At 66.7% G+C, this 12,193-nt stretch carries 10 protein-coding genes; 7 read left to right on the forward strand and 3 right to left on the reverse strand.

Features of this window, described 5'->3' with window-relative positions:
• Nucleotides 1-48: 48 nt before the first annotated feature.
• Complete coding sequence (locus tag H7U20_RS05435) at nucleotides 49-816, reverse strand: sulfite exporter TauE/SafE family protein (protein ID WP_199518592.1); 768 nt, start codon at nucleotides 814-816, stop codon at nucleotides 49-51.
• A gap of 301 nt (nucleotides 817-1,117) precedes the next feature.
• Between H7U20_RS05435 and H7U20_RS05440 the strand changes: the two genes are divergently transcribed.
• From H7U20_RS05440 to H7U20_RS05455, 4 genes are all read left to right on the forward strand, one after another.
• Nucleotides 1,118-2,071: a LysR family transcriptional regulator gene (locus tag H7U20_RS05440; RefSeq protein WP_199518593.1), complete on the forward strand. Its 954-nt coding sequence runs from the start codon at nucleotides 1,118-1,120 to the stop codon at nucleotides 2,069-2,071.
• Nucleotides 2,072-2,114: 43 nt separating this feature from the next.
• Nucleotides 2,115-2,783 (forward strand): hypothetical protein, encoded by a 669-nt coding sequence (locus H7U20_RS05445; RefSeq protein WP_233410518.1) that lies wholly within the window; start codon nucleotides 2,115-2,117, stop codon nucleotides 2,781-2,783.
• Nucleotides 2,784-3,030: 247 nt separating this feature from the next.
• On the forward strand, nucleotides 3,031-4,482 hold the full coding sequence (locus H7U20_RS05450; protein WP_199518595.1) for an IgA Peptidase M64: 1,452 nt from the start codon (nucleotides 3,031-3,033) through the stop codon (nucleotides 4,480-4,482).
• Nucleotides 4,483-4,652: 170 nt separating this feature from the next.
• Nucleotides 4,653-5,192: a hypothetical protein gene (locus H7U20_RS05455; protein ID WP_370593086.1), complete on the forward strand. Its 540-nt coding sequence runs from the start codon at nucleotides 4,653-4,655 to the stop codon at nucleotides 5,190-5,192.
• A 212-nt stretch (nucleotides 5,193-5,404) separates the two neighbouring features.
• On the opposite strand, the gene parC is transcribed toward H7U20_RS05455, so the two are convergent.
• Both parC and H7U20_RS05465 read right to left on the reverse strand, forming a co-directional pair.
• Entirely contained in the window at nucleotides 5,405-7,756 is a 2,352-nt protein-coding gene (gene parC, locus H7U20_RS05460) for a DNA topoisomerase IV subunit A (RefSeq protein ID WP_199518596.1), read from the reverse strand.
• Nucleotides 7,757-7,896: 140 nt separating this feature from the next.
• Nucleotides 7,897-9,894, reverse strand: a complete 1,998-nt coding sequence (locus H7U20_RS05465) for a DNA topoisomerase IV subunit B (protein ID WP_199518597.1) — start codon at nucleotides 9,892-9,894, stop codon at nucleotides 7,897-7,899.
• A 345-nt stretch (nucleotides 9,895-10,239) separates the two neighbouring features.
• Between H7U20_RS05465 and H7U20_RS05470 the strand changes: the two genes are divergently transcribed.
• The 3 genes from H7U20_RS05470 (at nucleotide 10,240) to H7U20_RS05480 (ending at nucleotide 12,060) form a co-directional block, all read left to right on the forward strand.
• Nucleotides 10,240-10,605: a hypothetical protein gene (locus H7U20_RS05470; protein ID WP_233410519.1), complete on the forward strand. Its 366-nt coding sequence runs from the start codon at nucleotides 10,240-10,242 to the stop codon at nucleotides 10,603-10,605.
• Nucleotides 10,602-11,246 (forward strand): ParA family protein, encoded by a 645-nt coding sequence (locus H7U20_RS05475; protein WP_199518598.1) that lies wholly within the window; start codon nucleotides 10,602-10,604, stop codon nucleotides 11,244-11,246. The genes H7U20_RS05470 and H7U20_RS05475 overlap by 4 nt, the downstream gene beginning before the upstream one ends.
• Before the next feature lie 79 nt (nucleotides 11,247-11,325).
• The gene (locus tag H7U20_RS05480) at nucleotides 11,326-12,060 is read left to right on the forward strand and encodes a TorF family putative porin (RefSeq protein ID WP_199518599.1); all 735 of its coding nucleotides are present in this window, start codon (nucleotides 11,326-11,328) and stop codon (nucleotides 12,058-12,060) included.
• Nucleotides 12,061-12,193: the final 133 nt, after the last annotated feature.

The raw sequence follows: 12,193 nt of genomic DNA on the forward strand, positions 1-12,193 counted from the left end.
CCCCACCCCAGCCCTGGCCTCGGGGTTGAGCGCGCGTCCCGCCGACGCTCAATGCAGGAACACGTCGTAGCTCAGCTTGACGATCAGGATCGCCAACAACAGCAGGAACAGCACGCGCACGAAGCCGGCGCCGTGCCGCATCGCCACCCAGGCGCCAGTCAGCGCGCCGAGCACATTGCACAGCGCCATAGGCGCGGCCACCGCATACAACACCTTCCCCGCCGGGATGAAGAAGGCCAGCGCCGCGATATTCGTCGACAGGTTGACCAGCTTCGAGCAGGCCGAGGCCAGGATGAAGTCGAAGCCGAAGAAGCGGATGAACAAGAAGATCAAAAAACTCCCCGCGCCCGGCCCGAACAGGCCGTCGTAGAAGCCGATCGCCCCGCCGATGGCCACCGCCAGCAGGCGTTCGCGGCGGCCGATCACGCGCGCCGCCTGCATCTGGCCGAAGTCCTTCTTGATGAAGGTGTAAATGGCGATCAGGACGATCAGCACCAGCACCACCGGCCGCGCCACCTGCTGCGGCACATAGGACACGGCGGCGGCGCCGAGGAAGGCCATGGCGAAGGCGGCCACGGCGGCCGGCAGCACCAGCAACCAGGGCACGCTGACCCGGCCGACGTAGGAGCGCGCGGCGAACAAGGTGCCGCAGGCCGAGGCCACCTTGTTGGTGCCGAGCAGGGCGGCCGAGGCGGTGTTCGGCAGCAGGTTGAACAGGGCGGGAATCTGGATCAGGCCGCCGCCGCCGACGGCCGCGTCGATCAGGCCGGCGAAGAAGGCGAACAGGCAGAGCAGGGCGACGGTGGTGGTCAGCATGGCAGGCTCGCGCCGGACTGGCCGGACTGGCCGGACTGGCCGGACTGGCGGGATTGAGCGGATCGGGCGGATCGGGCGGGTTGGCGGGACGCGGCCGGCGCGGTGGTGGTGGACTGATGCATGGTGACGGTATCCGGTGGCAGGCCGGCGGCGCCGGCGGAAAACTGCTGTGACCGATTATAGGTAGCCGCCAGACCGGTGGTTGCAACCGGCCATTGCGGAAAACGCAATCCAGCGCTTGCGTTTCTTGCCAAACGGTAGGACACTTTGCTTTTTTACCAATGACCGGAGCCGCCGTCGCATGTCGCTCAAACTGATGTGGGAAATCCGCGCCTTCTGCACCGTGGTCGACAAGGGGAGCTTCATCCACGCCGCCCGCCAACTGGGCTGCTCGCCCAGCGCCATGACGCGCGCCGTGCAGCACCTGGAGGAGGAGATCGGCGCCGAGTTGATCCTGCGCGCGCAAAAGCAGCTGACCTTGACCCCGGCCGGCGACTGCTACCACCTATTCGCCCAGCGCCTGCTGGCCACCCAGAGCGAGGCGCTCGACCAGCTGGCCGAGCTGGGCGCCGCGCCGCAGGGCTGGGTGCGCATCTCCGCGCCGGAGATCCTGGCGCTGGGCTTTTTGCCGAAGACGGTGGCGCGCTTCTCCAGCCTGTATCCCGAGGTGATGGTCGACATCCGCTTCTCCGACAAGAGCCTCGACCCGGTCGAGGACCAGCTCGACTTCTCCATCCGTGGCGCGTTCCCGCAGTCCAGCGAATTGATCGGCTACCGGCTGTGGGACTACCGCCGCCACCTGTACGCCGCGCCGGCCTACCTGGCGCGCATGGGCGGCGCCACGCCGCTCGAACCCGAGCAGCTGGAGGCGCACGACCTGGTGGTCCACACCGCGCCGCGCATACTGCGCGACTGGTACTTCGTTTCCCCCGCGCGCACGCTGCGCTACACGGCGCGGCCGCGCCACCGCTTCAGTTCCGGCATCGCCACCCTGCAGGCCGCGCTGGAGGGCGCCGGCATCGCCCGCCTGGCCGGCTGGCTGGCCGAGCCGGAGGTGGCGGCCGGCCGCCTGGTGCGGGTCTGCCCGGCCTACCGGCTGGCCTCCTCCAAATGGCAGGACCCGAGCATGCACGCGGTGTCCGCCTCGCCCCGGCTGAGCAAGGGCGCGCGCCTGTTCCTCGACGCCGTGCGCGAGGACGCGCAAGCCATCGCCGGACTGTACGAAGCGGCGCGCGGCCAGCACGAAGCCGGTTAAGGACGCGATGATAAAACCGTTTGTGTCAACACGTGGTGGTGGCTTGCTTGTCGTCGCGCTCCTTCATCTGCTGGCGATCTACTTCGTCACCCGGCCGCGCATGCAGAGCGCCCCCGTCGTCGCCGCGCGCCGCAGCGAGATCGTTTTCTTGACCTCGCCCGCGCCACGCCGTACTGCCGCGCCGACGCAGAGACCGACGCCGAAGCCGACGCTGACGCTGACGCCGATTTCGGCCGGCGCGAACCAGCGTCCCCCTGTCGCCGCTTCATCCGCGCGGGAGCCGGCGCAACGCCCGCCGCAGCCGATAACGCTGGTGGCGCCGGCGACCGAGGCACCGCCGGTGGCGAATAGCCCCGCGCCTGTCGAGCCGGACTGGACGCAGCCTGTCGCCAGGCAGGGAGCGGATAGCCTGGCCGAGCGCGCCAAAAAAAGCGTCGGCGCCATCGACCGCGACCTGCGCAACAAGAGCCTGAACATGAGCGACCGCAAGCCGGCGGCCGAGCAGACGGCGCTGGCCAGGAACGTCGCCAGCGCCTTCAAGACGCAGAACACGACGATCGAAGAGATCCTGATGGCTGACGGCCGCCGCATGAGCAAGATACACACGCCGCACGGCAGCTATTGCGCCTACATGGAATCGAACGCCATCACTGGCGGCCGCGACCCGTTCAAGGACGGCGTGCGTACCAAGATTAGCAATTGCACCCGCTGAGCCGTCTTCCAGGAGACCCGGGGTCAGTGCCGACATTCGGACACGGCCTGAGCCGTACGTCAAACTCCATGTCGTTCAAGCGACGAGCTTAAGGCAAGCGCCTCGCTATGTTGTAGAGTCCGTGTCCGAATGTCGGCACTGACCCCGCCGTTGCGCCGTTGCTGTTTGTTCATTTTTGAATTTTTGTTGCCAAGCGGATTACAATACGCCTCACCTTTTTCAACACCTTCGACTGCAAGGAAGCGCCATGCCCGTCCCTTCGTTCCGACTTTCCAACTCCGTGCGCCGCCTCGCCGGCCGGCTGGCGCTGGGCGCCGCGCTGCTGCCGACGCTGGCCGTCGCCGCCCAGCCGGCCACCGTGCGGCTCGACTATCTGCACAGCGGCAGCGCCAAGAGCGAACAGTACGCCGTCGACCGCGTCGTCATCGAGCCGCTGCCGTGGCCGGGCGACATGGCGCGCACCGTCGACCAGAGCAACCGGGGCATGAACCTGGTCGAGGTGAGCGACGCGGCCAGCGGCCAGCTGCTGTATTCGCGCGGTTTCTCCACCATCTTCGGCGAGTGGAGCAGCACCGACGAGGCGCAGCGCGGCAATCGCGGTTTCCAGGAATCGGTGCGCTTCCCCAAGCCGGAGCGTCCGGTGAAAGTGCGCATCCTCAAGCGTGACGCGCAGAACGCTTTCGTCGAGGCGTGGAGCACGCTGGTCGACACCGACGCCCTCGACGTGGTGCGCAAGCAGGGGCCGGCGCCGGCCAAGCCGATTCCCATCCGCGTCAGCGGCGCCTCGCCGGACAAGGTCGACCTGCTGATCGTCGGCGACGGCTACACCAAGGCGGAGATGCGCAAGTTCGAGGCCAGCGCACGGCGCCTGGCCGAGCACCTGTTCAAGGTGTCGCCGTTCCGCGAGCGGGCCAAGGATTTCAATGTATGGGCGCTGGCCCTGCCGACCCAGGAATCGGGCGTGTCGCGGCCCTCGACCGGCGTGCACCACGCCTCGCCGCTGGGCACCCGCTACGACATCTTCGGCAGCGAGCGCTATGTGCTCACCACCGACAACCGCGCCCTGCGCGAGCTGGCGCAGTACGCGCCGTATGAGTTCATCGAAATCCTGGTCAACAACGACACCTACGGCGGCGGCGGCATCTTCGGCCAGTTCAGCACGGCGGCGGCCAACAACGACTGGGCCAACTACCTGTTCGTCCACGAGTTCGGCCACCACTTCGCCGGCTTGGCCGACGAGTACTACACCTCGCCGGTGGCCTACCAGACCGGCGGCGCGCGTATCGAGCCGTGGGAGCCCAACGCCACCGCCCTGCAGGACCCGGCGCATCTGAAGTGGAGCAAGTTCGTCAAGGCCGGCACGGCGCTGCCGACCGCGTGGCCGAAGGCGGAGTACGAGACCCATTCGCGCGAGTACCAGAAGCAGCGCGCCGCGCTGCGCGCCGCCAACCGTCCCGAGGCGGAGATGAACGCCTTGTTCCGCAAGGACCTGGCCTACACCGAGCAGCTGTTCTCGCCGGCGCCCGAACGTCGCAACGTCGGCGCCTTCGAAGGCGCCAACTACGAGGCCACCGGCTACTACCGGCCGGCCATGCAGTGCCTGATGTTCGACCGCAGCGACGCCTTCTGCCCGGTGTGCCAAGACGGCATCGGCACCATCATCGACCTGTATGCGGGCCCGGCGAGCCCGGCGCGATAGGCGCGGCGCCAGGGTGGCGCAATATAAGTAAGGTAAGGGCCGGTGATTTCCCGGCCTTTTTTTATTTCGGTGGTAGGTTCGCTAGCGAACAGAGCGGATCTCGGCATGGGCCTATTCTGGCCTTGTGCTGTGGCGTTCCTTCACCACGGGGCGCAGCGCGAGGCGGTGGATTGAAACCGCCCGCTATTGATCACTCCCGATATCACATCGAACCGAAAGGACACACCATGAACAAATTACTCGCTACCCTGATCGGCACTCTGTTTGCCACCGCCGTTATGGCCCAAACCCCGGCACCGCAAACGCCGGCCGTGGTGAAAGCCGAAGCCAAGGCCGACAAGGCTACCGCCAAGGCGGCCGCCTCCGAAATGAAGGTCGACGCCAAGGCCGACGACAAGGCCAACAAGGCCGTCGCCAAAGCCGACGAGAAAGCCTCCGACGCAGTCCATGACGCCAAAAAAACCAAAGCCAAGGCCCACGCCAAGGTGGTTGCGGCCGACCCGGAAGACAAGATGACGGAAGCTGCCAAGGCCGAGCACACCACCGCCAAAGCCAACGAAAAGGCCAACAAGAAGATCGTCAAGGCTGAAGCCAAAGCGATCAAGGCCACCGTCGACGCCACCGCCGACAAGGTCGAAGCGGCCAACAAAACCGAGGCCACCAAGGCCAAGGGCGCTGCCGAAGTCAAGGAAGCCGCAGCCAAGCACTAAGCTTGGCCAGGAACGTCTTTCTCTCGGATTGCCGGGACGCCGGCAAACCCCGAGGCGCAAACTGGGGTCGGACCCCGCGGGTCTGACCCCGGCTCTTCGCCACTGGGTTTTGCCGGCATCCCCGGCGCCTTGAAAATGTACAAAAAAAGACCGGTCCGCCATTCCTGGCGCGCCGGTCTTTTTCATTCTGGCCGTGCCGCGGCCAGGCGGGATCAGACGATCGCGGTCAGCTTCTCCGGTTTGATCTTCGAGGCCAGCGCCTTGCCCTTGCGGGCGCGCTTGCCGATGTGGACCGCCAGGGTGGAGGCCGACAGGCTCAGGTCCTGCGGCTTGGCGCCGCGACCCATGCCGGAGACGATCACGCCCTTCTGGCTGATGGCGCGGGCGGCGATCAGGCTTTCCTTGTCCTCCAGCTCCATCAGGATCACGCCACGGCCGCCGTTGGTCAGCACCTTCATCTCGTCGAGGCCGAACACCAGCAGGCGGGCCTGCTCGGAGACCACCGCGACGGCGCTGGCCTTGTCGTCGACCACGGTCGGCGGCAGCGGCACGGCGCCCTCGTCGAGCGTGATGAAGGACTTGCCGCCCTTGAGGCGGCTGACCATGTCGCCGGCCTTGGCGATGAAGCCGTAGCCCGCGCTGGAGGCCAGCAGCAGTTGCGTGTCGGCGGTGCCGGCGTAGAAGTGCAGGATGCGCGCGCCGCCGCCCAGGTCGACCAGCGTGGTGATCGGCACGCCGTCGCCGCGCGCGTTGGGCAGGGCGGCCACCGGCACGGAGTACACCTTGCCGGTGCTGCCGAAGCCGAGCAGGGTGTCGACCGTGCGGCACTCGAAGGCGCCGTACAGCGAGTCGCCCGCCTTGAAGGTGAACAGGGCGGCGTCATGGCCGATGCCGGTGCGGGCGCGGATCCAGCCTTTTTCGGAGATGATGACGGTGACCGCTTCGTCCACCACCTTCTGCTCCGCCACGGCCTTCTGCGCCTCCTCGATCAGCGTGCGGCGCGGGTCGCCGAAAGTCTTGGTGTCGGCTTCGATCTCGCGGATGATGGCACGCTTCATCGAGCCGGGGTTGTCCAGCAGGTCTTGCAGCGACTGGCGATCCTTGCGCAGCTCGGCCAGCTCCTGCTGGATCTTGATGGCTTCCAACCGCGCCAATTGGCGCAGGCGGATCTCAAGAATATCCTCGGCCTGGCGGTCGGACAGCTTGAAGCGCGCCATCAGCGCGGCCTTCGGCTCGTCCGAGTTGCGGATGATGTGGATCACCTCGTCGATATTCAACAGGATGGTCTCGCGGCCCTCCAGAATATGGATGCGGTCGTCGACCTTGGCCAGCTTGTAGCGGGTGCGCCGGGTCACCGTCTCGAAGCGGAAGTCGATCCACTCCAGCAGGATGTCGCCCAGGCCCTTTTGGCGCGGCCGGCCATCGCCGCCGATCATCACCAGGTTGATCGAGGCGGACGATTCGAGCGAGGTGTGCGCCAGCAGCATCAGCATGAACTCGGTCTGGTCCTGGTTCTTCGACTTCGGCTCGAACACCAGGCGCACCGGCGCGGCGCGGCCGGATTCGTCGCGAATGGTGTCGAGCGAGTTGAGGATCAGCGATTTCAGCGCCATCTGTTCCGCCGACAGCGCCTTCTTGTTCAGCTTGATCTTCGGATTGGTCAGCTCCTCGATCTCCTCCAGCACCTTCTGCGACGAGGTGCCCGGCGGCAGTTCGGTGACCACCGCCTGCCACTGGCCACGGGCCAGCTCTTCGATCTTCCAGCGCGCCCGCACCTTCATGCTGCCACGGCCGCTGGCGTACATGTCGGCGATCTGCGCCGGCGGGGTGATGATCTGGCCGCCGCCGGGGAAGTCCGGGCCGGGGATCATCGCCATCAGTTCGGCGTGGCTCATCTTCGGATTGCGGATCAGCGCCACCGCCGCCTGCGCCACCTCGATCAGGTTGTGCGAGGGGATTTCGGTGGCCAGGCCGACCGCGATGCCGGAGGCGCCGTTCAGCAGCACCATCGGCAGACGGGCCGGCAGCAGGCTCGGTTCCTCGGAGGAGCCGTCGTAGTTGGCCTGGAAGTCGACCGTGCCGAGGTTGATCTCGTCCATCAGCAGACGGGCGATCGGCGTCAGGCGCGCCTCGGTGTAACGCATCGCCGCCGCGCCGTCGCCGTCGCGCGAGCCGAAGTTGCCCTGGCCGTCGATCAGCGGATAGCGCAGCGAGAAGTCCTGCGCCATGCGCACCAGCGCGTCGTAGACCGACTGGTCGCCGTGCGGGTGCAGTTTGCCCAGCACGTCGCCGACCACCGTCGCCGATTTGCGCGGCTTGGCGCTGGCGTTCAGGCCCAGTTCGTTCATCGAGAACAGGATGCGGCGCTGCACCGGCTTTTGGCCGTCGCAGACGTCGGGCAGGGCGCGGCCCTTGACCACCGAGATGGCGTAGTCGAGGTAGGCGCGTTCGGCGAAGGTCGACAGGGTCAGCGTTTCGCCGCCGTCGCCGCCATTCGGACCGCCCGGCAGGCCGGAGTCGTCCGGGTCGGGCAGCTGTTCTTCAAAGAGGTTTGCTTGTGTCATGGTGTATTCGGATTCTGAAAATTCGCTCTGGTCCGCATGTTCGCCAGTCGTTCCCGCGCCGGCGGGAAGCCATGCGGCGCTTGCGGATCAGGCGCGGCATGGGTAGCCGCCGGCGCGGCTACGACGGCGTCGAGGCGCGCTTAGATGTCGGCCTCGACCTCGTTGCCGTGTTCCTCGATCCAGGCGCGACGGGCGGCGGCTTCGCCTTTACCCATCAGCATATTGAAACGGGCGGCCGACTCGGTGTGGGCGAACTCGCCCAGCGACACCGGCAGCAGGCGGCGGGTGTCCGGGTTCATGGTGGTTTCCCACAGCTGCTCGGCGTTCATCTCGCCCAGACCCTTGAAGCGGGAGATCGACCAGGCGCCGTCCTTGACGCCGTCCTTGCGCAGCTTGTCCTCGATCGCCACCAGCTCGCCCGGGTCGAGCGCGTACAGCTTCTGGATCGGCTTCTTGCCGCGCGCCGGCGCGTCGACGCGGTACAGCGGCGGCCGGGCGACGCAGATGTGGCCGCGCGCCATCAGCGCCGGGAAGTGCTTGAAGAACAGCGTCAGCAGCAGCACCTGGATGTGCGAGCCGTCGACGTCGGCATCCGACAGGATGCAGATTTTGCCGTAGCGCAGACCGCTCAGGTCGGGCGAGTCGGCGAAGCCGTGCGGGTCGACGCCGATGGCCACGGAGATGTCGTGGATTTCGTTGTTGGCGAACAGGCGGTCGCGGTCGGTCTCCCAGGAATTGAGCACCTTGCCGCGCAGCGGCAGGATGGCCTGGTACTCCTTGTCGCGGCCCATTTTGGCCGAACCGCCGGCCGAGTCGCCCTCGACCAGGAACAGTTCGTTGCGCTGGATGTCGGACGATTCGCAGTCGGTCAGCTTGCCGGGCAGGACGGCGACGCCGGACGACTTCTTCTTCTCGACCTTTTGCAGCGAGCGCAGGCGCGACTGGGCCTGCTTGATGACCAGCTCGGCCAGCTTCTTGCCGTATTCGACGTGCTGGTTCAGCCACAGTTCGAGCGGCGGCTTGGAGAAGCTCGACACCAGGCGCACCGCGTCGCGCGAGTTCAGGCGCTCCTTGATCTGGCCCTGGAACTGCGGATCGAGCACCTTGGCCGACAAGACGAAGGAGACCCGTGCGAAGACGTCCTCCGGCAGCAGCTTGACGCCCTTCGGCAGCAGCGAATGCATCTCGACGAAGCTCTTCACCGCGCCGTACAGGCCGTCGCGCAGGCCCGATTCGTGGGTGCCGCCGTTGGAGGTGGGGATCAGGTTGACGTAGGACTCGCGCACCACGCCGCCGTCCTCGGTCCAGGCCACCACCCAGGCCGCGCCTTCGCCTTCGGCGAAGCCCTCGGTTTCGGCGCTGGCGTAGCCGGCGCCCTCGAACAGCGGGATCAGCGTATCGCCGCTGGAGCTCTGCGCCAGCGCCTCGGTCAGGTAGCCGCGCAGGCCCTCGTTGTACTGCCAGGTCTGGGTGTCGCCGGTCTTGGCGTTGGTCAGCGAGACGGACACGCCGGGCAGCAGCACGGCCTTCGAGCGCAGCAGGCGCTGCAGCTCGGTCTGCGAGATCACCGGCGAGTCGAAGTATTTCGGGTCGGGCCAGGCGGTGACGCGGGTGCCGGACTTCTTGCCGTCGCGCGGCGCGGGGCGCGAGGTCAGCGGCTCGACCACGTCGCCGGCGGCGAAGGCCATCTGGTGCAGGCCGTTGCCGTCGTTTTCCTTGCGCCAGACGGTGATCTCCAGGCGCGTCGACAGCGCGTTGGTGACCGACACGCCGACGCCGTGCAGGCCGCCGGAGAAGGCGTAGGCGCCGCCGGAGCCCTTGTCGAACTTGCCGCCGGCGTGCAGCCGGGTGAACACGATCTCCACGGTCGGCACGCCTTCTTCCGGGTGGATGCCGACCGGGATGCCACGGCCGTCGTCCTCCACGGTGATGGAGCCGTCGACGTTCTGGGTCACCGCGATGTTCTTGCAATGGCCGCCAAGCGCCTCGTCGGAGGCGTTATCGATCACTTCCTGAATGATGTGCAGCGGATTTTCGGTGCGGGTGTACATGCCCGGGCGCTGTTTGACCGGCTCAAGGCCTTTCAAGACGCGGATGGATGATTCGCTGTAGTCGGATGCTGGTTTTTTAGTGGCCATACGTGATCAAGCTGGGTAAAAGCGATACTTGGTTTATGCGGACGCCTGCGCATTCTATCCTCAACAGGGCGGATCGGCGGCAATCCCGTGGCGGGAAACGGGCCGATTTCATGGTGGAACGGTAAATCCTTGCGGGTTTTTTCCCACAAACGGCCAGGCGCGACGGGAATTGTACTGTATGTGCGTACAGTTGTGTTCGCTTGAGCTGCGCCGCCGGCGTCCAAGGGGCGCCGGCCGTGGCGCGATTTATACACCGCGTTTACACCGCGCCGCCGTCTTTTTAGACTGTTTTTACGGCCGAATCGATAAGCTGTTTGGTATCGAATTGATCGAAACAGGAGGTGGATGATGCACGCATTCTTCTACACGCAGCCGGCGCGGCGCCGTTCGTTTTGGCTGAAAGAGCCGGCCGCCAAGGCGCCGCGCGCGCCGGCCGCCGCGTCCCGGCCGGTGTGCCTGATGCAGCTGACCGTCGACGTGGCCGCCGTCACCGCGCTGCGCCGGACCGTCAGCCGGCTGTGCGGCGACGCCCTGGAGTTCATGCGCATTGAGGCCTGCGACCACGGCACCCGCATGAAGGTGTGGCTGTGCGTCGGCAGCGCCCTGGTGAGCCAGGTGATGGACGCGGTGCTGCGCCTGCTGCCCGGCGCCGAGTTCGGCCGCTTCGCCACGCCGGGCAGCCGGCGCGCGGCGGGGCGGGCGCCGCAATGATCATCGCCATCGCCAACCAGAACGGCGGCAGCGGCAAGACCGTCGTCGCCAACAACCTGGCGCTGCTGCGCGCGCGCAGCGGCCGCAAGGTGATGTTGCTCGACACCGATCCGAAGAAAACCTCCAGCATCTGGAGCGGCGAGCGCGCCGCCGCCGGCCTGCTGCCAAAGCTGGCGGCGCGCGCCATCAGCGGGCGCGGCCTGGCCACCGAGCTGGAGGCGCTGCGCCTGCACTACAACGATATTTTGATCGACACCGAGGGCCGCGACACGCCGGAAAGCCGCTCCGCGTTGATCGCCGCGCGCCTGGTGGTGGTGCCGGTGTCGGCCGACCAGGTCGACCTGGCCAGCCAGTACAAGCTGATCGCCCGGCTCAATTCGGCGCGCATGTTCAATCCCGGCCTGCGCGTGCTGTTCGTCACCGTCGGCGGCGAACACGACCCGAACGAGGAGGAGAGCGCGGCGATCCGCGCCTACGTATCCCGCGTCATGTCGGCCAGCCTGGCCAGCACCGTCATCCACGCCCACCAGACGGCGCACCAGGCCTGTGGCCGTGGCCGCTGCGTCTGCGACGCCGCCGATTGCCACGTGCGCGCCGCCGCCGAGATGAGCGCGCTGTACAAGGAAGTGTTCATCCCCTAGTGATGTAGCACCGTTTTCCAGGCCGCCGGTTCGCGCCGGCGGCCATGTTTTTTCACCCACCCGAAAGAAAGACCGCATCATGAAGAAATTGATACTCGCCACAGCTGTGATGGCAGCATGCGCCGGCAGCTACGCCCATGCCGAGGACATCAAGCCGGACAATGAAACCAGCTTCAACGCCGGCGTCGTGTCGGACTACCGCTTCCGCGGCATCTCGCAGACCCGCTTGAAACCGGCCGTGCAGGGCGGCGTCGACTACGTCAACAACCCGACCGGCCTGTATGTGGGCGCCTGGGCGTCGAACATCAAATGGACCAAGGACGCCGGCGGCAGCGGCCAGATCGAGGTCGACCTGTACGCCGGCAAGCGCGGCCAGATCACCAGCGACGTGTCCTACGACGTCGGCGTGCTGACCTATGTCTACCCGTCGAACGGCCTGGCCACCAGCGCCAACACCAGCGAGGTCTACGGCCAGGTCGGCTACGGCCCGGCCTATCTGAAGTACTCGCACTCGCTGACCAACCTGTTTGGCTACGCCGACAGCAAGAACAGCGGCTACGTCGACCTGGGCGCCAACATCGACGCCGGCAACGGCTTCACCGTCAACCTGCACGCCGGCCACCAGAAGGTCAAGGGCAGCGACGTGGCCAACTACACCGACTGGAAAATCGGCGCCACCAAGGACTTCGGCGTGGTCAGCGGCGCGCTGGCCGTGATCGGCAGCAACGCCCGCGAAGAAGCCTACAGCTCGGCGGCCAACGGCAAATTCCTTGGCAAGACCGCGCTGGTCCTGAGCATCAGCAAAACCTTCTAAGCCGACCACGGCGGCAAAGCAAAACGGGAGCGGGGGCGATGCCCTTGCTCCCGTTTTGCTATTGGCTACGTCATGTGCCAAGGAGGCCGTCATTGAAGGCGCCGGTGGCTCACAAACCACCCAGCGGCAAAGA

This window comes from Rugamonas violacea, assembly GCF_016461825.1.
Lineage (GTDB): Bacteria > Pseudomonadota > Gammaproteobacteria > Burkholderiales > Burkholderiaceae_D > Rugamonas.